Origin of the sequence: Streptomyces sp. B93, assembly GCF_018070565.1 — a bacterium.
Lineage (GTDB): Bacteria > Actinomycetota > Actinomycetes > Streptomycetales > Streptomycetaceae > Streptomyces.
The window spans coordinates 43,655-66,538 of record NZ_JAGPXL010000002.1 but is presented as its reverse complement, the minus strand read 5'-3'; the positions used below and the strand labels follow the sequence as shown (position 1 = coordinate 66,538).

The following is a 22,884-nucleotide window of genomic DNA, read 5'->3' as shown; positions in this document are numbered from 1 at the left end:
GCGCTGATCCGTGGGGAGGGTCAGGAGGAACGCCGCAGCAGGGCCGCGTAGAGGGTGAGGCCGGGTCCGAAGGCCATCGCGACGACCGGGCCGTCGTTGTCGGGCAGCTTCTGGAGGACCATCAGCACGGTCGGCGAGGAGCAGTTGCCGCACTCGTCGAGGACTTCGTAGGAGGCGTCCAGGGCGCCGTCGGGCAGCGCCAGGCGCTCACCGACGACCTCCAGGATGCGCTTGCCGCCGGGGTGCACCGCCCAGCCGGTGACCTCCTCGGGGGTGAGCCCGTGCGGGGCGAGGAGCTGGTCGCGGACCACCTCACCGACGTGCTGCGCGAGCACGTCCGGGACCTTCGGCGACAGGCCCATCTTGAAGCCGAGGTCGGTGATCTGCCAGCTCATCAGGTCGGCGGTGCTGTGGTCGGTGACGGCGACCACGTCGAGGACCTCGTAGCCGCTGCCCGCGTCCGGCTCCAGGACGACGGCGGCGGCCGCGTCGGCGAACAGCGCGTGCGCCACGATCTGCTCCATGTCCCGGGTGGGCGGCTGGACGTGCAGCGAGGTCAGCTCCAGGCAGAGCAGCACGGCGGGCCGCCCGCGCGAGGCGACGAAGTCGGAGACCGCGCCGAGCGAGGGCACCGCGGCGTAGCAGCCCATGTGACCGATGAACAGCCGCTGGACCCTGCTGCTCATGCCCAGCTCGTCGGCGAGCCGTAAGTCCAGGCCCGGGGTGGTGTAGCCGGTGCAGGAGGCGACCGCGAGCAGGCCCACGTCCTGCGGGGCGAGCCCGGCCGAGTCCAGGGCGTCGGTGACGGTGCGCAGGCCGAGCGGGACGGCCTCCTCTATGTAGCGCTCCATGCGCTGCCCGGTGCTCCAGTCGGACACGGCGCGTTCGTTGCGCGGGTCCACGGCCGTGGAGCGGGCGCTGATGCCGGAATTCTCAAATATCCGGCGGGCCAGCGGATAACCGTCGTAGTGCTCCAGGAAAAAGTCCTGCCAGAGTTCTTCCTGGCTGGAGCGGGTGCCGGGAAAGGAATGCGAGGAACCGGTGATGACGGGGCGCGCTGCGGCGCGCAGGCCATGCCGGACGGGAGCGAGCTTTTCTTCGAGTTGCATGCTGATTCCTTCGCTTAGGGCAGCGTGAAACGGCCCGTTGAGGGTGGAATGGGGAATCGTGCATGGGGAGGAAAGCCCGAGCGTCTTTGCGCAGGCAGAACGGGCGCGGCAAGTGACTGCCGTATGTGCTCCGTGTCGTCAGTCAAACACAGCCCGCCAGCCGGAATCAAATATTCCACGGTTAATTTCCCCGCCGGTAACATTAGCGACGAAAAAAAGTCGGCTCATCCTCCGGGTAACCCCGGAAGATGAGCCGGTCGGGTCTTTGTGGGTGTCTGGAATTAGCGCTTGGTCAACTTGGTGAATTCAGCCACGGGTGGGTCGACTTTTTGCCGTGGTGTTTCCAGACGGGCACCCTCGACATCGAGGTCGGGCAGCGCCCGCTCCAGGGTCCGCGGCAGCCACCACGCGCCGCGCCCCACCATGGCCAGCACCGCGGGCACCAGCGTCATCCGGACCACGAAGGCGTCCACCAGCACCCCGAACGCCAGCGAGAACGCGATGGGTTTGACGATCGCGTCCTCCGACGTCACGAAGCTGGCGAAGACGAAGAACATGATCAGCGCCGCCGCCGTCACCACCCGCGAGGCGTGTCCGGCCCCCTCGACCACCGCCTCCCGTGCCTTGCCGCCGTGCACCCACTCCTCACGCATCCCGGACACCAGGAACACCTCGTAGTCCATCGCCAGCCCGAAGAGCACCGCCATCAGCACGATCGGCAGGAAACTGACCACCGGCCCGGTCCTGGCCACCCCCAGCGCGTCGGCCAGCCAGCCCCACTGGAACACCGCCACCACCGCGCCGAACGACGCCCCCACCGACAGCAGGAAGCCCACCGTCGCCTTCACCGGCACCACCAGCGAACGGAACACCAGCAGCAACAGCACCAGACAGAGCCCGACGACCACGGCGGCGAACGGCACCAGCGACTCCCGCAGCCGGTCGGACACGTCGATCCCGATCGCCGTGGTGCCGGTGACCGAGACCGTGGCCCCGGTCTCCCGCTGGATCGCCGCCGCGTCCCCCCGGATCGCGTCGACCAGGTCCCGCGTCGCCTCGTCCTGCGGACCGCCGTCCGGCACCACCTGGATCACCGCCCGGCCCGACTGCGCCGCGTACTGCGGCGGCGACACCCGCACCACGTCCGGCAACTGCCGCAACCGCTGCGCCACCGCCCCCGCCTGCCGCTGCCCGGCCTCCCCGTTCGTGTCCGCCTCCGCCAGCACCAGCAGCGGCCCGTTGAAGCCGGGCCCGAACGCCGTCTCGACGGTGTCGTACGTCTCCCGCTGTGAAGTGCCGTGCGCCGCCGAGCCGTTGTCGGGCAGCGCGAGGCGCAGATCGGCGGCCGGAACCGCCAGCGTCACCAGGGCGGCGACGGTGCCCAGGAGGACGAGCAGGGGACGCCGGGTGACGAACCGGGCCCAGCGCTTGCCCATCACGGGAGCGGACCCACTGCCCTCCTCGCCCTCCGTGTCGTCCTCCCGCGCCGCGCGCCGCGCCGCCCGTGATCCGGGGCGCGGGATGAGCCGGTCGCCCGCGAAGCCGAACAGCGCGGGCAGCAGCGTGATCGCGACGAGTACGGCGATCAGCACGGTCACCGCCGCGCTCAGCCCCATCACCGTGAGGAACGGGATGCCGACCACGGTCAGCCCCACCAGCGCGATCACGACCGTCGTCCCGGCGAACACGACCGCGCCGCCCGCCGTGCCCACCGCACGCCCCGTCGACTCCTCGGGCGACATTCCCCGGGCGAGCTGGTTGCGGTGCCGGGAGAGCACGAACAGGGCGTAGTCGATGCCGACCGCCAGCCCCAGCATCAAGGCCAGGCTCAGCGCGGTCGACGACACCGTCACCCCCGAGGACACCGCCAGCAGCCCGGTGAGGGCCGTACCGATCCCGACGAAGGCGGTCAGCAGCGGCATCCCGGCCGCCAGCAGCGAGCCGAAGGTGATCACCAGCACGCCCAACGCGACGGCCACGCCGAGCAGTTCGAGTACGGTCGGGGTCAGCACCCCGTTGCCGTACGCCTGACCGCCGACGGAGACCTCCAGACCCGCCTCCTCGGCCGCCGCGGTGGTGTCCTCCAGGGCGTCCAGGGTGCCGTCGTCCAGGGCGGCCCGGTCGACGTCGTAGTTGACCTGCGCGAGCGCGGTGCGGCCGTCCTCGGTGACGGTGCCCGCCTTGTCGGGCGGGATCACCGCGGCCACCTCGGGGGCGTCCTGCGCGGCGGCGAGGGTGCGCTGGATGGCGGCGGCGGACCGCTGGTCGGTGACGGTCCGTCCCTCGGGCGCGGTGAACACGATCTGCGCGCTGGTCCCGGCGGCGGCCGGGAAGTCCCCGGTCATGGTGTCCTGCGCCTGCTGGGACTCCGACCCCGGGATGGTGAACTCGTTGTCGAGCTTGCCGCCCAGCACGGCGAGGCACGCGACGGCCGCCGCCAGCACGGCCAGCCAGGCCGCCAGGACGAGCCGCCGTCGGCGGTGGGCGCCGATGCCGAGCCGGTAGAGCCATGTCGCCACGGGAGTGCTCCTTGGTGCGGTGGTGCAGGAAGAGGTCAGTCGGGGTCAGGCTTTACGGGCGTCCGGTCAGGCTCTTACGGTCGTCCGGCCGCCCGTCAGGTCCAGGCGCAGGCCGGTCGAGGTGACGGTGAGCCGGTCCGGTTCCAGGCCGAGCGGGAGCCCGGAGAGGTCGACCTCCTGCGGGGCGGCGTCCTGGAGCAGCTGGTCGGCGAGGGCGGGCGGGACGACGCGGTCGCCGATGCGGACCTGCGTGCGCTCGAACCGGATCGACTCCTCGTCCTGCCGGAGGACCGGCCGGAACCCGATCGTGATCCGTCCCGCCGGACCGGCGACCACCACCAGCTCCCCGGTGGCCGGGTCGGTGGTGACGGCCGCCGCCCCGCCCATCGCGCCGTCCGTCACCGTGCCGAGCGCGGCCGTCAGGGCGTCGTGGGGGAGTTCGGCGGTCACCCGCGAGTCGCGCACCGACAGCCCGTCGCCCGTGCGGACCACGTCGTCCAGTTCCGCCTCCACATCGACCCCGGTGAACCGCCGGAACGTCGCGTCCTGACCGGAAACCTCCACCCGGGGGAAGCTGCCGCGGGCCAACTGGAGCATCACCGGCGTGGGTCCGAAGCCGATGTCGACGCCGGTGTGCAGGCGGCGTTCCATCCGGTCGGCGAACCGGTCGGCCGCGCTGTGCCGTGCCACGGCCTCCGCGACGCCCCCGGTGACCAGCACCGCGCCGATCACCCCGAGGGCCACCAGGCGCCCTCGGCGGGACACACGCCTCATCCGCAAAAGTGTCATGACTGACAGCATAATCAAAGTGTCATGACTGACAGATTCTTTCCCGTCGCTTTTCGGCCTGCGATACTCCTCGCATGGCAACCGTCGAGTCGCAGGGAGCGCGCCAGTCGCGGGGGCGGCGCGAGGCGCACAAGGCGGCGACCCGCAAGGCGCTCCAGGAAGCCGCCCACCGCATGTTCGAGGAGCGCGGCTACACCCACACCACCGTGCGCGACATCGCGGCCGCCGCCGGGGTCACCGAGCGGACCTTCTTCCGCTACTTCCCCTCCAAGGAGGACCTCGTCCTCGACGAGGTGCTGGACCTGATCCCCGTCATGCGGTCCCTGGTCGTCGCCCGCCCCGCCGGGGAGGGCCCCTACGACGCCGTACTGGGCGCCGCCCTCGACCTCATCGCCGACCGCGGTCTCGGTCTGATGTTCAGCGGGCCCCCGCAGCGGTTCCCCGGTCAGCCGGTGCGGCAGTTCCTGCCGGTGCTCACCCAGTTCGAGGAGGGCCTCGCCGGGGCGCTGGAGGAACGGCTGGCGGCGCACGGGGAGCCGGGCGCCGTGGCGCTGCGGGCGGCGGTGCTGGCGCGGGCGGCGGTCGGCGCCATGCGCTCCGCGCTGTTCGCCTACGCGGCGCTGCCGGAGGAGGAGCGGACACCGCCCTCGGCGCCGGAGCTGCTGCGGGCGGCCTTCCGGTATCTGCGGCAGGAGTGAGCGCAGGGCCATTGCCCCGGCAAAGACTCCATGAGTAGCCTGTGTTCGCGATTCCGACCGCCTGTTGAAATATCGAACGAATCGACGTGTCGAACATTCGACGGTGCGGTCACACGTTCTCTCCGACAGAAGGGGGGCCGGTCGTGGGACGCCTCGTACCCGCCGTGACCCGGGCTCTCGACATCCTTGAGCTGTTCCTCGACGGGGACGGCACGCTCTCCGCCCCCGACATAGTGCGCAAGCTACAGCTGCCGCGCACCACCGTGCACGAGCTGGTCACCACGCTCGCCGCACGCTCGTACATCGTCCCGGTCCCCGGCCAGCCCGGACGCTACCGGCTCGGCGTACGCCCCTACCAGCTCGGCAGCCGCTACGCCGAACAGCTCGACCTCGCCGCCGAGGGCCAGCAGGTCGCCCGCACCGTCGCCGAGACCTGCGACGAGACGGTGCACGTGGCGATCCTGGAGGGCACCGACGTCATCTACATCGCCAAGGTGGACTCCACCCACGCGGTCCGCATGGTCTCCGCCGCGGGCCGCAGGCTCCCCGCGCACTGCACCTCCGTCGGCAAGATGCTGCTGGCCTCGCTCCCCGAGCCGGAACTCACCTCCCGCATCCCGGACAGCGCCCAGCTCGCCGCGATGACCCCGAACAGCATCACCGACCCCGCCGCCCTGCGCGAGGCCCTGACCGAGATCAGGGAGCGGGGCATCGCCGTGGAGAGCCGGGAGTCCAACCCGGACGTCTCCTGCGTCGCCGCGCCCGTCCGTGACCGCACCGGCCGGGTCGTCGCCGCGCTCTCCATCTCCGTCCCTATGATCCGCTGGAGCGACGAGCGCCGCGCCGAGCTGGAACAGCTCGCCGTGAAGGGCGCCGAGGACCTGTCGGAACGACTCGGACACCGGAGTGCGGCATGACCTACGACGTGGCGGTACCGGCACAGGCACAGCTGGGCGAGGGCCCGACCTGGGACGCGGCGGCGGGCCGCCTGCTCTGGATCGACATCCTCTCCTCCCGCGTGTACGGCTACGACCCGTCGACCGGCGCCCGCACGGTACGCCGCACCGAACAGCACGTCGGCGCGGTCAAGCCGCGCGCGGGCGGCGGACTCGTCCTCAACCTGCGGGACGGCGTGGGCCTGCTGGACCCCGACGACGGCTTCCGCTGGCTGCACCACGAGCCCGTCCCCGGCCGCCGCGCCAACGACGCCGCCGTGGCACCGGACGGTTCGCTGTGGGCGGGCACCATGCGCTACGACGAGGCACCGGGCGGCGGCACCCTGAGCCGCTTCACGGGGGACGGCTCGGTGACGCCGGTCCTCGACGACGTGACGGTGAGCAACGGCACCGGCTGGAGCCCCGACGGCCGCCTGATGTACTACATCGACACCCCGACCCGCCGCATCGACGTCTTCGACCACGAGGACGGCCGGGTGACCGGCCGCCGCCCGCTCGCCGAGATCGAGGAGGGCGCGGGCTTCCCCGACGGCCTGACGGTCGACGCGGACGGCTGCGTCTGGGTCGCCCTGTGGGACGGCGCCGCGGTCCGCCGCTACACCCCCTCCGGCACCCTGGACCGCGTCCTGCCCCTGCCCGTCCCCCGCGTCACCGCCTGCGCCTTCGGCGGCCCCGGCCTGACGGACCTCTACATCACCACGGCCCGCGTGGGCCTGCCGTCCCCGCCCCCGCCGGCGGGCTCGCTGCTGGTGGTGCCGGGGGCGGGCAAGGGGCTGCCGCAGCCCGCGTTCGCGGGCTGACCGGTCGGGTCAGGTGCGGTCCAGCGCCGCCAGGACCTTCCGCTCACCCGGCGTCAACGGCGCCCCCGCGGGCGGCGGCAACGGTGACCCCGCGAGGGCGGCGAGCAGCGCGCCGGGGCTGAACAGCCGCTTGGGACCGGTGCGCATGCTGGTGACGTCCCAGACGGCGGACGCCGCTGCGTAGGACCCGGTCGCCGCCTTCATCATGCGGCGCGTGTACGCGGTGACGAGGCGGTCCCCGGCCCCCGGGCGCCCGCCCCGTACCCCGGGGTACAGCACGTCCTGACTGACCGCCATGGACCAGGCCGCGTCCACCGACCGCCCCACCCCGCGCTGCACCCGCCGCGCGAGCCCGGCCGCGGTGACGCCGTCGCGCCGCACCTCGGCGGCGAGCACCCGCGCGCCCATCGCGGCGACGGACATGCCCTGCCCGTAGGCCGGGTTGAAGGTGGCCAGCGCGTCCCCGAGCACCACCAGACCCTCCGGCCAGCGCGGCGCCTTCTCCAGATAGCGGCGGACGTTGCTGGTGGAGCGGCTGATGTGGATGCCGGTGAGCGGTTCCGCCCCGGAGATCAGCCGCCCGACTATCGGGTCGGGCAGGTCGAGCGTGTACCGGAGGAACCCCTCGGGGTCGGCGGGCGGTTCGCCGCCGCGGGTTCCGGCGAGACTGACCATCCAGCGGTCGCCCTCGATGGGCAGCACCATGCCGCTGCGGCCGGGCCGCGACACATACGGGTTCGCGTGGACGATCGTCAGCGGGAAGCGGGCCGCGCCGTCCGGGACCCGGTACACACGGGTGGCGTTGACCAGGCCGGAGTCGACGGTGCGCTCCCGGATGCCGGTCACTCCGAGCCCGGCCAGCCAGGTCGTGACGCGTGAGCCGCGCCCGCCGGCGTCGACGACGAGATCGGCGGCCAGCTCCGTGTCCCCGTCGAGGCGTACGCCGCGCACCCGCCCCGCGTCGCCCACCAGTTCGGTCACGGCGGCCCTGCGGACCTCGGCGCGGGTGCTGCCGGTGACCGCGTCCCGCACCACCCAGTCCAGCAGTGCCCGGCTGCACGTGATCATGCTGGGTCCCTCGCGGCGCCAGCGGTGCAGCCAGCCCTCCGGGGTGAGGGCGACCATGCCGGAGCTGAGGGAGATCTCGTGCGCCCCGGCGTCGAGGAGCCGCTCCCGCACGCTGACGCCCGGCACCAGCTCCTCGATGGCGGCGAGCCCCCCGGCCATGAGGAGGTGCGCATGGCGGCCCTGGGGCAGCCCCTTGCGGTGCTCCGGCCCCTCCGGCAGGTCGTCGCGGTCCAGCACGACCACTTCGTCCACGGCGGTGGACAGGGCCGCCGCGGCCAGCAGGCCCGCCAGGCCCGCACCGATGACGACAGCTCTACGCGACATGGGGCTCCTCGGATTCCGGCGCGGCGTTCACCGTATTTTCACGTATGGCGGTGGGTGAGCGGTGCAGGGCCCGGGCCAGCTCCACCAGTCCGCTCGTGCCGGAGACCTGGGTGGCGTGGAGACGGTACGTGCTGGGCTTGTCGAGGGGCGTCTGACGGGCGGCGGCCCGGCGCGCGGCGTCGGTGAGCATGGCCGCCTCGGCGGCGACCCGCGCCTCGTGGGGGGAGTGGCCCGAGCGCAGGGCGGCGTCCTCGGCCCGGACCCGGACCTGGTCGTCGAAGTAGGGGGCCAGGGCGAGCAGCGCGTCGTGGATGGACACCTCCCGCCAGTGCAGCCGGGTCTGCGGCAGGTCCCACCAGGACGTCGGCGGCTTGGGGGAGGTGGAGACATGCCGGACCAGGGACCACAGCGGGGCCAGCCGGCGGTGGTCGCTGAGCCCGCGCCAGTGCGCGGCGAGGGACGGCAGCAGCCGGGGCAGCACGAACCCGGCCGAGCAGAGCAGCGCGGCGAGCGAGGCCATCGGCGGGGCGACGGTGGTGGACAGGCCGTCGAGGTCATGGCCGGTCCACCGGGCGACGACCGCCGTGTACTTGGTCAGCTGGAAGCCGGTCACGTCGACCATCGCGCCGCCGACGATCAGCCACAGCCCGAGCCGCAGCAGCCCGCCGACCTCACGCGCCCACTTGACGCACACCGCGGCCATGGTGAGGGTCGCCGCGCTGTGCCCGAGCAGGTAGAGCAGGATCATCTCCCGCACGAACGGCGTGTTGGCGTAGTAGGTGTCGAGGTCGCGGAGCCGTTCGGTGTCCGCGTCGCCGAGGGCGAACAGCAGCACGATGGCGATCACCAGCAGCCCGTAGGCGGCCATGCTGCGCAGCACCATCAGCCGTACCCGTTCGCGCGGCCCGCCCCGCCAGTTGATCAGCAGGATGAGCAGCGCACAGCTGTACGCGGTGAGCATGCCGTACGTCAGCGGCGCGCCGAAGTTCGGGATGCCCGTGAGGTCGTTGACGGCGGCCAGGGTCAGGGGGGCGGAGCAGATGAAGACGAGCGCGCCGAGGGCGATGGCCACGCAGGTGGACAGGGTCAGGGGGTTGCGGGGGCGGCGGAACAGCAGGATGCCCGCCAGGGCGAGCACGGCGGCCGCGAGGTAGACGACGTAACTCATGGTCTGGTTCATGTGCTGCCCGTCGTGGTGGTGCCGGTCGGGACGGGCGCGGACGCGATGAGGGCGGCGTCGGCCAGGGCGTCGGCGATGCGGGTCAGGTCGGCCGGTCCGGGCAGCGGCTCCGGCAGCCGCTCGGTCCGGTCGAGCGGCGGCAGGGCGGTCGGGTCCCGGCGGGCGTCCTCCCGGGCGGCGGCGACGATGACCGCGGCCCAGGCGGTGGCGCGGGCGCGCTCCGGGGAGCCGGTGGCGTCCAGCGCGGCGCCCAGGGTGCGGTCGTACAGGGACCGGTCGAAGTAGACGTCGAGGTGGCTGAGCGCGTTGTGGATGCTGGTCTGACGCCACATCAGCAGGGTGCCGGGGGCCGCGAACCGGGGCCGGGGCAGGCGCAGCGAGCGGCGGGTGAGGAGGTCGTCCAGAGCGCGTTCCAGGGGCGCCAGACGCGCGTACGTGCGCCGGGCGCGTCGGCATTCGGCGATGCGGGGCGCGGTGAGCGGGAGCATGACACCGGTGACGGTGACCAGGGCGCCGAGCCCCGCCGCCGCGGGTGCGACGGTGGTGCCGAGCGCCGACCAGTCGTAGCCGCACCAGCGGGCGACCACGGCGACGAGCTTGCTCACGCTGTAGCCGGAGTTGCACAGCGAACCGACGCCGAGGACGATCAGCCCGGCCCGCAGCCAGCCGGTCACATGGCGGGCCCAGCGCAGCGCCGAGACCGTGGTGACGCTGACCGCGGTGAGGTGGGCGACCAGGTAGAGCACGATCATCTCGGCGATGAACGGGGTGGTCGCGTAGTAGGTGTCCAGGTCGGTGCGGCGTTCCACGGGCGCGTCGCCGAGCGCGAACGTGATCGCGACACCGGCGACGACACCGGCGTAGGCGAGGATCCAGCGGCGGGCGGTGCGGTGCACCCGGGGGCCGCCGCGCCAGTAGACGATGAGTACCTGGGAGGCGGCGCAGTACGCGGTGATGGCCGCGTAGGTGAGCGGCGCGGCCAGGTTGGGGATGCCGCCGAGGGCGTTGACGGCGCCGACCGTGGGGGGCGCCCCGAGGAAGAAGCACATCCCGGCCAGGCCCAGCACGGCGCAGATCGTCCGCAGGTACGGGTCGCCGCGGTGCCGGACCAGGTCGGGCGCCTTGAGCAGCAGGGCGAGCCAGAGCACGGTGCAGCTGGCGTAGTTGATCAGGCCGCTCATCTCCGGGTCCCGCGGTAGTTGAGGGCGGCCCCGATGCGTCCGGCGAGGTCCTGGTTGTCGTCGTCGTCCGTGCAGTCGGAGGAGGCGTCCAGCCAGCTCCGCAGCCGACGCCCCATCAGCATGCCGAAGCGGTCCGCCTCCTGCTCCTCGGCCAGGCTGAAGTCGGTCCGGGCAGCCACCAGTTGGCGCCGGGCCGGGTCGGCGGGTGCGTCGGCGAGCCGTCGGTGCATGTGCCACACCTCGTGGCAGAAGATGACGATCTGGTGCCACACCGCGGCCCGCTCGTCGATGATGACGTCGTCGTGGGCCTCGCGCTCCAGCCACAGCCCGCTCGCGGTGTGCGGCGGGAAGGCCCGCCGGTGAACGGTCACCGAGCGCCCCCGCCAGGCGCTGACGGAGGCGACGAGCGCCTCGAACAGCACCTCGGGGTCGGCCGGCACCGGCACCCGTATGGGGTCGATGAGGGCGTCAGCGAGGCGACGCATCTCCTTCCTCGTACGCACCCTTCACTCCCTGCTCCGCGGGTCCTCGCGCGGTCACTTGTGCACTATGCCAAGACGGGTGAGGCCTCAGCCACCTTCGCGGTCACTCCATGACGCTCACGCTGCCCTCCGGAAGGGCGGCGCGGGCGCGCACCGCCCGGATGTCGTCGGGCCGTCGCAGTGCCCGGGAGACGGTGACGATCTCCTGGAGCAGGTCCGTGGTGTCGGGGACGGCGGTGTCGTCGGGGGCGCGCGGTCCGGCGTCGACCGCCTCGAGGACCGCGACGGCGGCGGCGAGGGCCTTGGCGCGGTCCGGCGGGAAGCCGAGGCCGCGGGCGGCGTCGTAGGACCGTGCGCGCAGGTCGCCGTCGAGGCGCTGGGCGAGCGGCAGCAGCGCGTCGCGGATGAACGTCTCCCGGCGGATCAGGCGCAGTTCGGGGCTGGCGCGCAGCACGAGGGGGACGCGCTCGCCGGTGGCGGTGCGCATCAGCAGGTAGAGGGGCCGCAACTGGTGGTGGGCGAGCCGGATGCGCCAGCGGCCGTGCAGGTACTGCCCGGCGTGCGGCAGGATGAAGCCGACCGCGATCAGTACGGCGGACAGACAGGCCACCGGCGGGGCGACGTTCATGTTGAGCCAGTCCAGGTCCCGGCCGGTCCAGCGGGCCACCACCGCCGTCAGCTTCACCGCGTCGAAGACCAGGTTGAGGGCGTACCCGAGGCCGAGGAACTTCAGCCCCCAGCGCAGCCAGGCGTCGAGTCCGTCGGCGCGGATCCAGTTGCGGATCAGCTTCGAGGTGACTAGCGCGGCCGTGGTGTGCGCGAGCAGGTAGAGCAGGATCTCCTCGCGCATGAACGGGGTGTTGGCGTAGTAGGTGTCCAGGTCGCGCAGACGTTCCTCGGGGACGTCGGCCAGGAGGAACAGCACCCACAGCGCGACGATCACGCCCGAGTAGGCGGTGACGACCCAGCGCCGGGTGCGCCGGGTGGTGGCCGACTGGTCGGACAGTCCGTTGCGCCAGGCGGTGATCAGCCAGAGGCAGGCCCCGGAGTAGGCGGTGAGCAGCGAGTACACCCACGGCGCCGAGATGTTCGGGACCCCGGTGATCCGGTTGACCCAGGCGATGGTCGAGGGCGCGACGAACACGAACACCGCGCAGGCGAGCAGCAGCAGACCGCCGACGGCACGCAGCAGCGGATCGTCCCAGAGCCGGATGATGGTCGGCAGTTTGAGCGCCAGGGCCACGGCCAGGACACCGGCCGGTACCCACCAGAACGAGGTGTAGAACCCGCTGACGAACTCGGCGGGTCCCAGTGCCGCCGTCAGCGCGCTCGCGACGTCCATCTGCCCCCCTTCTGGCCGCCACGTGGCGGTCGTTCGAGCGTACGCGGCGGAATCGGTCCGCGTCATGCCATCCGGTGACCGTGGCCTGTCGAACGGTGATCGTGGCCTGTCGGAGGCGACCGGGGTTTCACAAAGTTCTGTCCGATCCATTGACGGCCGCGTCCCACGACCTTACGGTCCCGTTCGAAGTTACGAGCGGTATCCGATATCTCGAACGTAAGCGCTTTCTGTGTGGGTGTACATCTCTGGTCAAACATGAACAGTAAGGGCAGGCAATGGGACGACCTGGCCTCAATCGCAGGCAACTACTCGCGGCAGCAGGCGGTTTGACCGTCGCCGGAAGCTTCGGCTTCGCGGCGCTCGGCACCGGGGCCGACGCGCTCGCCTCCGGGGCGGACGCCCGGGTGCGCTACTGGAACCTCTTCAGCGGCGGCGACGGCTACAACATGATCGCGATGCTGGACGCCTTCCGCCAGGCGAACCCCGGCATCGACGTCAAGGACTCCACCCTCCAGTGGGGCAACCCCTTCTACACCAAGCTCGCCATGGCGGCGGCCGGCAACCGCGCCCCCGACCTCGGCGTCATGCACCTCGGCCGGGTCACCGGCTTCTCACCCGGCCGCCTCCTCGACCCCTGGGACGTCGAACTGCTCGCCAAGTACGGCGTCCGGGAAGCCGACTTCAACCCCGACCTGTGGAAACGCGCCGTCATCGACGGCAAGCTCTACGCCCTCCCCCTCGACATCCACGTACAGCTCTGCTTCTACCGCAAGGACGTCCTCACCCAGGCGGGCCTCCTCGACACCGACGGCACGATGGCCGCCGTCACCTCGGCCGACGACTGGTTCGACGTCCTCAAGCAGGCGAAACAAGCCACCAAGGACGGCCTCCAGACCATCGGCTTCTGGCACAACGACCAGAACTTCCAGTGGTGGTTCTTCGTCGCCTTCTACACCCAGCTCGGCGGCACCTGGTTCAACGACGCCAACACCGACGTCACCTTCGACACCGACAAGGCCACCCAGGTCCTCGAGTTCCTGCGCCGGCACGTCGCCGACGGCTACGCCAACCCCAACTTCGGCGGCGGGGCGGGCGCCGAACAGTTCATCAACGGCTCCCCCTTCGTCTGGGAGGGCAACTGGTCCGTACCCGTCTTCGACGGCGCCGAGGTCGAGTACGGCGCCACCCCCCTGCCGCCCGTCTTCGGCCGGCAGGCCACCCACGCAGAGTCGCACGCCTTCGTCCTGCCCCACCAGTCCGGCCGCGGCGGCGCCACCAACGAGGCCGCCCACCAACTCGCCGCCTACATCGTCCAGAACGCCCGGGTCTGGGCCGCCGGCGGCCACATCCCCGCCCACACGCCCACCCTCTCCACCCCCGGGTACCAACAGCTCAACCCACAGAGCGAGTACGTCACGGCCATGGACCACCAGGCCACCGAACCCAAGGTCTGGTTCGCGGGGTCCACCGGCATCCTCGCCCAGCGCGTCGGCCCCATCGTCGTCTCCGCCACCACCGGTTCCGCGAAACCCGAAGCCGTCGCCCGCCGCATGAAGGGCGCCCTCACCCAACTGCTCGCCATGCCCAACCCCATGGACGGCCGGACCGCCGCGCAGGGAGGTGCGGTCGCATGACCACGACCAGCGCAGAGACCGTCATCGCGCCCGCCCGCACCAGGACCGCCGCGCCCAGCGCCACCACCCGCCGCAGACAGGGCTTCCAGCACGGCGGCTGGTTCGTCGCCCCGTTCCTCGCCCTCTTCGCCCTCTTCGTGATCTGGCCCCTGCTGCGCGGCCTCTACCTCAGCTTCACCGACGCCAACATCTCCGGCGACGGCGCCGGCTTCGTCGGCCTCGACAACTACCGCGAGGCCCTCAAGGACGACCTGATGTGGGAAGCGCTCGGCCACAGCGCGTACTTCACCCTCCTCGTCGTGCCCTGCATCACCGTCCTCGCCTTCCTCCTCGCGATGCTCGCCCACCACATCGAGCGCGGCAAATGGCTCTGGCGGCTCTGCTTCTTCGCCCCCTTCCTGCTGCCCTCCACCGTCGCCGCCAACCTGTGGCAGTGGCTGTTCAACCCCGGCACCGGCATGGTGAACCACGTCCTCGGCATCGAGACGGCCTGGCTCACCGACAAGTCGTACGCCATGCTCGCCGTCGTCATCTGCACCCTGTGGTGGACCGTCGGCTTCAGCTTCCTGCTCTACCTCGCCGCCCTCCAGGGCATCCCCGACCACCTCTACGAGGCCGCCAAACTCGACGGCGCGGGCGCCTGGCACCGCATCGTCCACATCACCCTGCCGATGCTGCGCCACATCACCGGCCTCGTCGTCGCCCTCCAGATCCTCGCCTCGCTCCAGGTCTTCGACCAGGCCGTGGTGATGATGGACTTCGGCCCCGGCCCGGAGAACAGCACCCGCACCTTCGTGCAGTACACCCTCGAAGAGGGCTTCACCAGCTACCGCGTGGGCTACGCCTCCGCCATCTCCATCATCTTCTTCGTGATCATCGCGGCCGTCGCCCTCGCCCGGATGTGGCTGCTGCGCAACCGTGAGGAGGGCGGCCGATGACCACCGCCACACAGCCCCGTGTGACACCCCGCAGGGCCTGGACCCCCAGCCAGATCGTCCTCACCCTCCTCGGCACGGCCGTCTCCGTCGTCTTCCTCTCCCCGCTCGCCTGGGCCCTGTTCACCTCCCTCAAGTCCGAGACAGAGGCCGTCGAGGTGCCCCCGCACTGGCTGCCGAGGGAATGGACCGGCCAGGCATGGACGGCGATCTTCGAGACCGGCAACATCACCAACTGGTTCGTCAACTCGCTGGTGGTCTCCGTCTGCGTCACCACCGTCGTGCTCGTCGTCGCCGCCCTCGCCGGATACGGCTTCGCCCGCACCGAGTTCCGCGGCAAGAACGTCCTGCTCGGCCTCGTCATGGCGGGTCTGATGGTCTCCCCGGCCGTCCTCGGCGTCCCCCTGTTCACCACCGTCCAGCAACTGGGCATGGTCGACACCTACTGGGGCATGATCCTGCCGCAGTGCGCGCCCGCCGCGATGGTCTACATCCTCTACAAGTTCTTCCAGGGCATCCCGCGCGAACTGGAGGAAGCGGCCTTCATCGACGGCGCGGGCCGCTGGCGCGTCTTCTTCACCATCGTCGTCCCGCTGGCCCGCCCGTCCCTCGCGGCGGTCGGCATCTTCACCTTCATCGCCTCCTGGAACAACTTCCTGTGGCCCTACATGGTGACCAACAACCCCGACCTCATGACCATGCCCAACGGCATCGCGACCGTCATGAACTCCTACGGCATCCAGTGGGCCCAGCTCATGGCCGGCGGCCTGATGGCGGGCCTGCCCCTCATCGTCGTCTTCGTCTTCTTCCAACGGCAGATCGTGGCGGGCGTCGCCCACACGGGATTGGCGGGCCAGTGACCCCGCGCAGCACCCTCGCCGCCGCCACCGCAGCGGCCCTGCTGATCCTCACCCCCACCCCGGCACGGGCGGCACCGGCCTACCCCGACCCCCAGCCGATCACCGGCCAGCAGATCATCCACGACCCCACGGTCATACGCCTCAAGACGGGCGGATACGTGGCCTACTCGACGGGCGGCGTGATCGGCGCCCGCCTCTCCCGGGACCGCGTCCACTGGAAGGACTCCGGCAACGCCTTCGCCGAACCCCCCGCCTGGTGGTACGAGTACAACGACACCGGCGACCCCTGGGCCCCCGACCTCTCCCATCGCGACGGCCGCTACTGGCTCTACTACGCCGTCTCCTCCTGGGGCACCAACCACTCCGCGATCGGCGTCGCCACCTCCCCCTCCGGCCTCCCCGGCACCTGGACCGACCACGGCAAGGTCCTCACCTCCGAGACCACCGACCACTGGAACGCCATCGACCCCTCGGTCATCCGCGCCGACGGCAGGCTCTGGATGACCTTCGGCTCCTACTGGACCGGCATCCGGATGGTGGAGCTGGACGCCAGGACCGGCAAGGCGGTGGAGGACGCCACGGTCCACCACCTGGCGACCCGCCCCGACCTCCCGTACGCCGTCGAAGGCCCGTACATCGTCCGGCACGGCCGCTACCACTACCTCTTCGCGTCCTACGACGCCTGCTGCTCCGGCGTGGACTCCACCTACCGGATCAAGGTGGGCCGCTCGACCTCCGTCAAGGGCCCCTACGTCGACAGCACCGGCACCCCGATGCTGGAGGGCGGCGGCGACCTGCTCCTGGAGGGCCACGGCCGCTTCGTCGGCACCGGCGGCCAGTCGGTCTTCAAGGACCGGGGAGAGGACTGGCTGGCGTACCACTACTACGACGCCGAGGACGACGGCACACCGAAGCTGGGGCTGAACAGGCTCAGCTGGACAAGAGACGGCTGGCCCAAGGTCCTCTAGGGGCGCGGGAAACCGCGCTACCAGCCACGGACAACCCGCAGACGAAAGGAAGCCATGCGCACCGCCCGCTTCACCCTCGACCCCGCCTTCACCGTCGGCGAGGTCAACCCCCGCATCTTCGGCAGCTTCGTGGAACACCTCGGCCGCTGCGTCTACACCGGCATCTTCGAACCGGACCACCCCACCGCCGACGACTCCGGCCTCCGCCAGGACGTCCTCGACCTGGTCCGTGAACTCGGCGTCACCGCCATCCGCTACCCCGGCGGCAACTTCGTCTCCGGCTACAAGTGGGAGGACTCGGTCGGCCCCGTCGAGGACCGCCCCCGCCGCCTCGACCTCGCCTGGCGCACCACGGAGTCCAACCGCTTCGGACTCTCCGAGTACATCGGCTTCCTGAAGAAGATCGGCCCGCAGGCGGAACCCATGATGGCCGTCAACCTCGGCACCCGGGGCGTCGCCGAGGCCATCGAACTCCAGGAGTACGCCAACCACCCGTCCGGCACCGCGCTCTCCGACCTCCGCCAGGCCCACGGCGACAAGGACCCCTTCGGCATCAGGCTCTGGTGCCTCGGCAACGAGATGGACGGCCCCTGGCAGACCGGCCACAAGACGGCCGAGGAATACGGCCGCATCGCCGCCGAGACCGCCCGCGCGATGCGCCAGGTCGACCCGTCCGTCGAACTCGTCGCCTGCGGCAGCTCCGGCCAGTCCATGGAGACCTTCGCCGAATGGGAGGCGACCGTCCTCAAGGAGACGTACGACCTGGTCGACTACATCTCCCTGCACGCCTACTACGAGCCCCACGACGGCGACCTCGACTCCTTCCTCGCCTCCGCCGTCGACATGGAGTCGTTCATCGAGAACGTGGTGGCGACCTGCGACCACGTCGGCGCCCGCCTGAAGTCCAAGAAGAAGATCAACCTCTCCTTCGACGAGTGGAACGTCTGGTACATGTCGGGCACCGAAGCCAAGGTCGGCGACCTCGACTGGCCCGAGGCCCCCCGCCTGCTGGAGGACAACTACAGCGTCACCGACGCCGTCGTCTTCGGCTCCCTCCTCATCGCACTGCTCCGGCACGCCGACCGGGTCACGGTCGCCTGCCTCGCGCAGCTCGTGAACGTCATCGCCCCGATCATGACCGAGCCGGGCGGCCCGGCCTGGCGGCAGACCACGTTCTTCCCCTTCGCACAGGCCTCCCGGTACGGCCGCGGCGAGGTCCTCGACGTCCGTGTCGACTCACCGACGTACGAGACGAAGAAGTACGGCGAGACGGACCTGCTGCACGCCACCGCCGTACGCGCCGAGGACGGCTCGGTCACCGTCTTCGCCGTCAACCGCGACCGCACCGAGCCGCTGCCACTGCACGTCGCCCTGAACGGCCTGGACCTCACGCGGGTGGTGGAGCACAGCGCCCTCTCGGACGCCGACCCCGACGCCCGCAACACGCTCGACGCGCCGGAGCGGGTGGCCCCGCGCGCGGTGGACGGCACCACGCTCCAGGACGGCACCCTGACCGCCGTACTGGAGCCGCTGTCCTGGAACGTGATCCGAATGAGCTGATACTGCGCCCCCTCCGGTGCGCCGTCGCCCACCGGCGCACCGGACAATGGGGCCATGAGGATCTCGGCACGGGCGGACTACGCGGTCCGGGCGGTACTGGAGCTGGCCGCACGGCAGGGACAGGGCGGTGACCCGGTGAAGGCGGAGACCATCGCCGCCGCACAGGACATCCCGCACAAGTTCCTGGAGGGCATCCTGGGCGACCTGCGGCGCGGCGGGATCGTCGAGAGCAGGCGAGGCGGCAGCGGCGGCTACCGCCTCGCCCGCGACCCTGCGGCGATCACCGTCGCGGACGTCATCCGCACGGTGGACGGACCCATCGTCTCGGTCCGCGGCGAACGCCCCAACAGCCTCACCTACACCGGCACCGCCGAACCCCTCCTGCCCCTCTGGATCGCCCTGCGCGCCAACGTCCGCGCCATCCTCGAGGGCGTGACCATCGCCGACATCACCGCGAACGCCCTCCCCGAGCCGGTACTCCGCCTGGCAGCGGAACCGGCGTCCTGGGAGAACCCGACGTGACGGCCCTGCCCGGCCTCAGCCCGCTCCCTCAGCCGAACATGCCGACCTCGTAGCTGCCCGCGGGCTGGCGGACGAGGACGTTGAGGCGGTTGTAGGTGTTGATGAGGGCGATCAGCGAGACCAGCGCGGCGAGCTGGTCCTCGTCGTAGTGCTTGGCCGCGTTCTCCCACACCTCGTCACTGACCCCACCGGCAGCGTCCGCGATCCGCGTACCCTCCTCGGTCAGCTCCAGCGCGGCCCGCTCGGCGTCGGTGAAGACGGTGGCCTCCCGCCAGGCGGCGATCAGATTGAGCCGCACGGAGGTCTCCCCGGCGTGCGCGGCGTCCTTGCTGTGCATGTCGGTGCAGAACCCGCAGCCGTTGATCTGGCTGGCCCGGATCTTCACCAGTTCCTGCGTCGCGGCCGGCAGGGTCGAGTCGGAGACGACCCTCCCCGCGTTGTTGATGCCCTTCATGAACTTCAGGGCGACGGGGTTGGCGAACGCGTTCAGACGGGCTTCCATGACGACTCCTCTGCTGCAAAGCCACTGCCTTGTTGCTGGCTACACAGCTATGACCCGCCGCCCCCAACGAATGTGACAGAGCCGAATGTGACCTACGTCTCCCGCCCGGAACTACGGTACCGCTCCTGACCACAGCCCCCAGGACGCGCTACGACGGCCCCCACGGTCACTTGAGCGCTCCGGGTGCGGTGGGGCCGGTTATGCGTCGTAAGTACGGGGCCGTTCCCGCGAGTCACCGCATCCGGCATCCGGCCCCGGGGTTGGTGTGGCGTGCGCGGAGGATTGACGCGAACGGGGTTCGATTCTACGGTCCGTCCGACAGAGCGACCGATGTTCGAAACCACGAACAAACTGGAGCGTTCAAGTGAGCCGCACCCCCCGCACCCCCACAACCCCCAGCACCCACCCCCGCCGAAAAGCCACCCGCACCGCCCTCCTCGCCCTCCCCGCCGCCATGGTCCTCGCGTTGATCCCCTCCAGCGCGTCGGCGTACCCCAACCCCGGGCGGGTCACCGGGTCCGTCGTGACGCACGATCCGTCGATGATCCGCACGTCCTCCGGGCAGTACCTGCTCTACGCCACCGGCGGCGGCATCAGCAACAAGACCTCCAGTGACCGCATCGCCTTCACCGCCGGGCGGGACGCGTTCGGCACCCGGCCCAGCTGGTGGTCGCGGTACTCGTCCGTGCCGGAGGCCTGGGCGCCGGACATCTCGTACCACGGCGGCAAGTACCTGATGTACTACTCGGTCTCGTCCTTCGGCTCGAACACCTCCGCGATCGGGCTCGCGGGCTCCACCACCGGCCAGCCGGGCACCTGGAGCGACTACGGCATCGTCTACACCTCCAGCTCCTCCAGCGACTACAACGCCATCGACCCCAACCTCTTCGTCGACGGCGACGGCAAGTGGTGGCTGTCGTTCGGCAGTTGGTGGACCGGCATCAAGATGATCCAGATCGATCCGGCGACCGGGAAGCAGCTCGGCTCCAACACCACCCGGTACTCCCTCGCCTCCCGTCCCACCGGCACCAAGGCGGTCGAGGCCCCGTTCATCGTCAGGCGGGGGAGCTACTACTACCTCTTCGCCTCGTACGACACCTGCTGCGCGGGCACCAGCTCCACGTACAAGGTCAAGGTGGGGCGGGCCACGAGCGTCACCGGGCCGTACTACGACCGCAACGGCGTCTCGATGATGAACAACGGGGGCACTCCCGTCCTGGAGTCGCACGGGAACGTCATCGGCCCCGGCGGCCAGTCGGTCATGCCGGACGTGGACGGCGACCTGATCGTCTACCACTACTACGACGGCGCCGACAACGGCACCCCCAAGCTCGGCATCAACCTCCTGAACTGGAGCAGCGGATGGCCCGTCGCCTACTGACCCTGGTGGCGGCCCTCCTGCTCGCGCTGAGCCTCGGACAGCCGTCCGCGAGCGCCGCCTCGTTCAGCAACCCCGTGAAGTCCGTGAAGGGCGCCGACCCCTGGATCACGTACCACGACGGCAACTACTACCTGGTCTCCACCAGTTGGACGGACGTCATCACCATCCGCAGGGCCCCCACCCTCGGCGGCCTCGCGACCGCCCCCAGCGTCCAGGTGTGGCAGGGTGACGCGGCGTCCCGCTGCTGCAACATCTGGGCGCCGGAGCTGCACTACCTCAACGGCCGTTGGTATCTGTACTACGTGGCCGGACAGAACGTCTCCGACTACAACCCGACCCAGCGCAGTCACGTCCTGGAGAGCGCGGGCTCCGACCCGCTGGGCCCGTACACCTACCGGGGCCAGCTCAACTCCTCCTGGATGCTCGACCCGACCGTGGCGACCATCAACGGCCAGCTGTACCTGTTCGGCAGCACGCACAGCGGCACGCAGAACATCGTCGCCGCGCGGATGTCGAACCCGTACACGGTCAGCTCCTCCTTCACGACCGTCTCCAGCCCCACCTACGACTGGGAACGGTCGGGCGGCACGGTCAACGAGGGGCCCGAGATCCTCCAGCGCGGCGGCCGGACCTTCCTCGTCTACTCCGCCAGCGGCTGCTGGACCCCGGACTACAAGCTCGGGCAGCTCGAACTCACCGGGTCCAACCCCACCTCCGCCTCCTCCTGGGTGAAGAAGCCGACCCCCGTGTTCCAGCGCAGTGACGCCAACGGCGTCTACGGCCCCGGACACAACGGCTTCTTCACCTCCCCGGACGGCAGCGAGAGCTGGATCGTCTACCACGCCAACGACAACGCCGGCGAGGGGTGCGACAACGGGCGTACCACCCGTGCGCAGAGGTTCGGCTGGAACGCGGACGGGACGCCCGACTTCGGCACCCCGGTCCGCCTGGGCGCCGCCCTCCCCGGCCCCTCCGGTGAACCGTCGGCCACTTCCACCACGTACACGGTCGTCAACCGCAACAGCGGGAAGTGCCTGGACGTGGCGGGGAGTTCGGGAGCCGACGGCGCCAACGTGCAGCAGTACACCTGCAACGGTGGTGCCCATCAGCGCTGGCGGCTCGAGGACCTCGGCGACGACACCCACCGGCTGGTGAACGTGGCGAGCGGCAAGGTGCTCGACACCGCCAACTGCGATCCGGCGGACGGCACCACCCTGCGGCAGTGGTCCTGGTTGAACAACACCTGCCAGCGCTTCCGCTTCCTCGCCACCGGCAGCGGCCACGTCCGCATCGTCAACCAGGCCACCGGCAAGGTCGCCGACGTCGCCAACTGCTCGACGGCCGACGCCACCGACGTACGCCAGTGGACCTGGCTCAACAACGCCTGCCAGCAGTGGCGGCTGACGCCTGTGCGGTGATCAGGCGGTGCCCCTGACCGTGGCGACGTGGTCGGTCAGCTTGACGTCGTCGTACACGGCGATCGTCACGGTCCTTCCCTCGGGAATGTCCAGGTTCACCTTCTTGACGTCCCAGGCGTCGGACGTGCCGGGGGGCGTGTACACCCCGTACCGTCCGCCGTCACCCTCGTAGGACACCTTGTAGTAGAGGCCGTCACCGTCGTTCGTGACGTCGTACATCCACAGGATCTCGTCGTACGGGTGGAACTCGACCTTCGCCAGCGCGTAGGGGTACGTGTAGCCGAACACGGCCTTGACGCCGACCCCACCGTCGTCCTTCTCGAAGTAGGTGCCGTCGATGGGGTCGTTGAAGCGGCAGGGGCAGTAGACCGTCGTCTGGGAGTCATGCTGGATGATCTTCGGGTCCGGATCGTAGGCGCTCGCCGGAGTGGCGGTCATGGCAGCGACGGTGATGGCGGCAGACACCACTCCGACCAGGGACGCGATCGCCCGGTTACGCATCTTCATCCTCCGTTTTCGTCACCGGTTCACAGGGGCGCACCTCGCATCGGCGAGGGGCGCCTCCGTGACTATGCGCCACCCTCGCCGTCTCATCACCGCTATGGGATGTCTCGGTACGCGAGCCCCCCTGACCTGCTCAAACACATGGAGGACGG

General features: G+C 70.8%; 21 protein-coding genes. 11 read left to right on the top strand and 10 right to left on the bottom strand.

What is annotated here, in order from left to right; translation table 11 throughout:
* Positions 1-20: 20 nt before the first annotated feature.
* The 3 genes from KBY47_RS02640 to KBY47_RS02630 form a co-directional block, all read right to left on the bottom strand.
* Complete coding sequence (locus KBY47_RS02640; RefSeq protein ID WP_210919217.1) at positions 21-1,109, bottom strand: type III polyketide synthase; 1,089 nt, start codon at positions 1,107-1,109, stop codon at positions 21-23.
* A gap of 281 nt (positions 1,110-1,390) precedes the next feature.
* Positions 1,391-3,628 carry an MMPL family transporter gene (locus tag KBY47_RS02635; RefSeq protein ID WP_210919216.1) on the bottom strand — a complete coding sequence of 746 codons (2,238 nt, stop codon included), beginning with the start codon at positions 3,626-3,628 and terminating at the stop codon, positions 1,391-1,393.
* Positions 3,629-3,694: 66 nt separating this feature from the next.
* Positions 3,695-4,402 (bottom strand): DUF2993 domain-containing protein, encoded by a 708-nt coding sequence (locus KBY47_RS02630; RefSeq protein WP_210919215.1) that lies wholly within the window; start codon positions 4,400-4,402, stop codon positions 3,695-3,697.
* Positions 4,403-4,491: 89 nt separating this feature from the next.
* Here KBY47_RS02630 and KBY47_RS02625 point away from each other — a divergent pair, with 89 nt between their 5' ends.
* The 3 genes from KBY47_RS02625 to KBY47_RS02615 all read left to right on the top strand — a co-directional run bounded on the left by KBY47_RS02625 (position 4,492) and on the right by KBY47_RS02615 (position 6,871).
* On the top strand, positions 4,492-5,115 hold the full coding sequence (locus KBY47_RS02625) for a TetR family transcriptional regulator (RefSeq protein ID WP_210919214.1): 624 nt from the start codon (positions 4,492-4,494) through the stop codon (positions 5,113-5,115).
* 143 nt (positions 5,116-5,258) lie between these two features.
* Positions 5,259-6,032, top strand: coding sequence for an IclR family transcriptional regulator (locus KBY47_RS02620; RefSeq protein ID WP_210919213.1), 774 nt, complete (start codon positions 5,259-5,261; stop codon positions 6,030-6,032).
* Entirely contained in the window at positions 6,029-6,871 is an 843-nt protein-coding gene (locus KBY47_RS02615; RefSeq protein WP_210919212.1) for an SMP-30/gluconolactonase/LRE family protein, read from the top strand. Before KBY47_RS02620 ends, KBY47_RS02615 begins: the two co-directional genes overlap by 4 nt.
* 9 nt (positions 6,872-6,880) lie before the next feature.
* On the opposite strand, the gene KBY47_RS02610 is transcribed toward KBY47_RS02615, so the two are convergent.
* The 5 genes from KBY47_RS02610 to KBY47_RS02590 form a co-directional block, all read right to left on the bottom strand.
* Positions 6,881-8,263 carry an NAD(P)/FAD-dependent oxidoreductase gene (locus tag KBY47_RS02610; RefSeq protein WP_210919211.1) on the bottom strand — a complete coding sequence of 461 codons (1,383 nt, stop codon included), beginning with the start codon at positions 8,261-8,263 and terminating at the stop codon, positions 6,881-6,883.
* On the bottom strand, positions 8,253-9,431 hold the full coding sequence (locus KBY47_RS02605; RefSeq protein WP_210919409.1) for an MAB_1171c family putative transporter: 1,179 nt from the start codon (positions 9,429-9,431) through the stop codon (positions 8,253-8,255). The genes KBY47_RS02610 and KBY47_RS02605 overlap by 11 nt, the downstream gene beginning before the upstream one ends.
* Before the next feature lie 8 nt (positions 9,432-9,439).
* Positions 9,440-10,624, bottom strand: coding sequence for an MAB_1171c family putative transporter (locus tag KBY47_RS02600; protein WP_210919210.1), 1,185 nt, complete (start codon positions 10,622-10,624; stop codon positions 9,440-9,442).
* On the bottom strand, positions 10,621-11,109 hold the full coding sequence (locus KBY47_RS02595) for a toxin (protein ID WP_210919209.1): 489 nt from the start codon (positions 11,107-11,109) through the stop codon (positions 10,621-10,623). The genes KBY47_RS02600 and KBY47_RS02595 overlap by 4 nt, the downstream gene beginning before the upstream one ends.
* 100 nt (positions 11,110-11,209) lie before the next feature.
* Positions 11,210-12,448 (bottom strand): MAB_1171c family putative transporter, encoded by a 1,239-nt coding sequence (locus tag KBY47_RS02590; protein ID WP_210919208.1) that lies wholly within the window; start codon positions 12,446-12,448, stop codon positions 11,210-11,212.
* Between the two features lie 275 nt (positions 12,449-12,723).
* Between KBY47_RS02590 and KBY47_RS02585 the strand changes: the two genes are divergently transcribed.
* The 6 genes from KBY47_RS02585 to KBY47_RS02560 are packed head-to-tail and all read left to right on the top strand — an operon-like array spanning position 12,724 to position 18,927.
* The gene (locus KBY47_RS02585; protein ID WP_210919207.1) at positions 12,724-14,082 is read left to right on the top strand and encodes an extracellular solute-binding protein; all 1,359 of its coding nucleotides are present in this window, start codon (positions 12,724-12,726) and stop codon (positions 14,080-14,082) included.
* A complete protein-coding gene (locus KBY47_RS02580) occupies positions 14,079-15,020 on the top strand; it encodes a carbohydrate ABC transporter permease (protein WP_210919206.1) in 942 nt (313 codons plus the stop codon). Before KBY47_RS02585 ends, KBY47_RS02580 begins: the two co-directional genes overlap by 4 nt.
* The gene (locus KBY47_RS02575; RefSeq protein WP_210919205.1) at positions 15,017-15,877 is read left to right on the top strand and encodes a carbohydrate ABC transporter permease; all 861 of its coding nucleotides are present in this window, start codon (positions 15,017-15,019) and stop codon (positions 15,875-15,877) included. Before KBY47_RS02580 ends, KBY47_RS02575 begins: the two co-directional genes overlap by 4 nt.
* Entirely contained in the window at positions 15,874-16,845 is a 972-nt protein-coding gene (locus KBY47_RS02570; RefSeq protein ID WP_210919204.1) for an arabinan endo-1,5-alpha-L-arabinosidase, read from the top strand. The genes KBY47_RS02575 and KBY47_RS02570 overlap by 4 nt, the downstream gene beginning before the upstream one ends.
* Positions 16,846-16,899: 54 nt before the next feature.
* Complete coding sequence (locus KBY47_RS02565; protein ID WP_210919203.1) at positions 16,900-18,405, top strand: alpha-N-arabinofuranosidase; 1,506 nt, start codon at positions 16,900-16,902, stop codon at positions 18,403-18,405.
* A gap of 54 nt (positions 18,406-18,459) precedes the next feature.
* Entirely contained in the window at positions 18,460-18,927 is a 468-nt protein-coding gene (locus tag KBY47_RS02560) for an Rrf2 family transcriptional regulator (protein ID WP_210919202.1), read from the top strand.
* 28 nt (positions 18,928-18,955) lie between these two features.
* Here KBY47_RS02560 and KBY47_RS02555 read toward each other — a convergent pair whose 3' ends face one another.
* A complete protein-coding gene (locus tag KBY47_RS02555; protein ID WP_210919201.1) occupies positions 18,956-19,429 on the bottom strand; it encodes a carboxymuconolactone decarboxylase family protein in 474 nt (157 codons plus the stop codon).
* Between the two features lie 454 nt (positions 19,430-19,883).
* Here KBY47_RS02555 and KBY47_RS02550 point away from each other — a divergent pair, with 454 nt between their 5' ends.
* Positions 19,884-20,810: an arabinan endo-1,5-alpha-L-arabinosidase gene (locus KBY47_RS02550; protein WP_210919408.1), complete on the top strand. Its 927-nt coding sequence runs from the start codon at positions 19,884-19,886 to the stop codon at positions 20,808-20,810.
* Positions 20,792-22,228, top strand: a complete 1,437-nt coding sequence (locus tag KBY47_RS02545; RefSeq protein WP_210919200.1) for a family 43 glycosylhydrolase — start codon at positions 20,792-20,794, stop codon at positions 22,226-22,228. The genes KBY47_RS02550 and KBY47_RS02545 overlap by 19 nt, the downstream gene beginning before the upstream one ends.
* On the opposite strand, the gene KBY47_RS02540 is transcribed toward KBY47_RS02545, so the two are convergent.
* Positions 22,229-22,666 (bottom strand): hypothetical protein, encoded by a 438-nt coding sequence (locus tag KBY47_RS02540; RefSeq protein ID WP_247694130.1) that lies wholly within the window; start codon positions 22,664-22,666, stop codon positions 22,229-22,231. It lies immediately after the preceding gene.
* Positions 22,667-22,884 lie beyond the last annotated feature (218 nt).

Excerpts from the sequence above, each read along its gene's own strand:
- KBY47_RS02640 (WP_210919217.1), bottom strand. The coding sequence starts at position 1,109 with ATGCAACTCGAAGAAAAGCTCGCTCCCGTCCGGCATGGCCTGCGCGCC.
- KBY47_RS02630 (WP_210919215.1), bottom strand. The coding sequence starts at position 4,402 with ATGAGGCGTGTGTCCCGCCGAGGGCGCCTGGTGGCCCTCGGGGTGATC.
- KBY47_RS02625 (WP_210919214.1), top strand. The coding sequence starts at position 4,492 with ATGGCAACCGTCGAGTCGCAGGGAGCGCGCCAGTCGCGGGGGCGGCGC.
- KBY47_RS02615 (WP_210919212.1), top strand. The coding sequence starts at position 6,029 with ATGACCTACGACGTGGCGGTACCGGCACAGGCACAGCTGGGCGAGGGC.
- KBY47_RS02610 (WP_210919211.1), bottom strand. The coding sequence starts at position 8,263 with ATGTCGCGTAGAGCTGTCGTCATCGGTGCGGGCCTGGCGGGCCTGCTG.
- KBY47_RS02605 (WP_210919409.1), bottom strand. The coding sequence starts at position 9,431 with ATGAGTTACGTCGTCTACCTCGCGGCCGCCGTGCTCGCCCTGGCGGGC.
- KBY47_RS02600 (WP_210919210.1), bottom strand. The coding sequence starts at position 10,624 with ATGAGCGGCCTGATCAACTACGCCAGCTGCACCGTGCTCTGGCTCGCC.
- KBY47_RS02595 (WP_210919209.1), bottom strand. The coding sequence starts at position 11,109 with ATGCGTCGCCTCGCTGACGCCCTCATCGACCCCATACGGGTGCCGGTG.
- KBY47_RS02590 (WP_210919208.1), bottom strand. The coding sequence starts at position 12,448 with ATGGACGTCGCGAGCGCGCTGACGGCGGCACTGGGACCCGCCGAGTTC.
- KBY47_RS02585 (WP_210919207.1), top strand. The coding sequence starts at position 12,724 with ATGGGACGACCTGGCCTCAATCGCAGGCAACTACTCGCGGCAGCAGGC.
- KBY47_RS02580 (WP_210919206.1), top strand. The coding sequence starts at position 14,079 with ATGACCACGACCAGCGCAGAGACCGTCATCGCGCCCGCCCGCACCAGG.
- KBY47_RS02575 (WP_210919205.1), top strand. The coding sequence starts at position 15,017 with ATGACCACCGCCACACAGCCCCGTGTGACACCCCGCAGGGCCTGGACC.
- KBY47_RS02565 (WP_210919203.1), top strand. The coding sequence starts at position 16,900 with ATGCGCACCGCCCGCTTCACCCTCGACCCCGCCTTCACCGTCGGCGAG.
- KBY47_RS02560 (WP_210919202.1), top strand. The coding sequence starts at position 18,460 with ATGAGGATCTCGGCACGGGCGGACTACGCGGTCCGGGCGGTACTGGAG.
- KBY47_RS02555 (WP_210919201.1), bottom strand. The coding sequence starts at position 19,429 with ATGGAAGCCCGTCTGAACGCGTTCGCCAACCCCGTCGCCCTGAAGTTC.
- KBY47_RS02550 (WP_210919408.1), top strand. The coding sequence starts at position 19,884 with ATGGTCCTCGCGTTGATCCCCTCCAGCGCGTCGGCGTACCCCAACCCC.
- KBY47_RS02545 (WP_210919200.1), top strand. The coding sequence starts at position 20,792 with ATGGCCCGTCGCCTACTGACCCTGGTGGCGGCCCTCCTGCTCGCGCTG.
- KBY47_RS02540 (WP_247694130.1), bottom strand. The coding sequence starts at position 22,666 with ATGACCGCCACTCCGGCGAGCGCCTACGATCCGGACCCGAAGATCATC.